Annotated in this window: 1 protein-coding gene; it reads right to left on the bottom strand. The window is 60.9% G+C overall.

Translation table 11 applies throughout. The features are described from left to right. Positions 1 to 1078: elongation factor Tu (gene tuf / locus ABXG85_RS12890; RefSeq protein ID WP_353514004.1), on the bottom strand; the 1078-nt coding region annotated here is incomplete at both ends.

Genomic DNA, 1078 nt, shown 5'->3' with positions numbered 1-1078 from the left:
ACTCCAGGATCTTGGTGACCACGCCGGCGCCCACGGTCCGCCCACCCTCCCGGATGGCAAACCGCAAACCCTCCTCCAACGCCACCGGCTTGATCAGCTCCACCGTAAACGTCACATTGTCCCCAGGCATCACCATCTCCACACCCGGGGGCAACTCCACCACCCCAGTCACATCCGTCGTCCGAAAGTAAAACTGCGGCCGGTACCCAGTGAAAAAACCCGTGTGCCGACCACCCTCCTCCTTCTTCAACACGTACACAGAGGCCTCAAACTTCGTGTGCGGCGTAATGCTCCCAGGCCTCGCCAACACCTGCCCCCGCTCCACCTCCTCCCGGCTTACCCCGCGCAACAACAACCCCACATTGTCCCCAGCTATCCCCTCCTGCAGCGTCTTCCGGTGCATCTCCACACCCGTCACCACCGTCTTCCGCGTCTCCGGAGATAGCCCCACAATCTCCACCTCGTCCCCAACCTTCACCTTCCCGCGCTCAATCCGCCCAGTAGCCACCGTCCCACGCCCCGTAATCGTAAACACGTCCTCCACAGGCATCAAGAACGGCTTGTCCACGTCCCGCTCCGGCGTGGGAATGTACTCGTCAATCGCATCCAACAACGCCCAAATCCGATCCACCCACTCGTTCTCCCCTCGCTTCGTCTGAGGATTCCGGTGCATCTGCTCCAACGCCAACAACGCACTCCCGCGAATCACCGGCACCTCATCCCCAGGAAACTCGTACTGGTTCAACAAATCCCGAACCTCCATCTCCACCAGGTCCAAAAGCTCGGGATCGTCCACCATGTCCACCTTATTCATGAACACCACAATGTACGGCACCCCCACCTGCCGCGCCAACAAAATGTGCTCCCGCGTCTGCGGCATCGGACCGTCCGCCGCCGATACCACCAAAATCGCCCCGTCCATCTGGGCCGCACCCGTAATCATGTTCTTGATGTAGTCCGCGTGCCCAGGACAATCCACGTGCGAATAGTGCCGCTTCGCCGTCTCGTACTCCACGTGCGCCGTATTGATCGTAATCCCCCGCGCACGCTCCTCCGGCGCCTTGTCAATCTCCCCGTA

The sequence above is a fragment of the Thermus sp. LT1-2-5 genome, from assembly GCF_040363165.1.
Lineage (GTDB): Bacteria > Deinococcota > Deinococci > Deinococcales > Thermaceae > Thermus.
This window is presented reverse-complemented; position numbering and strand designations above follow the sequence as displayed.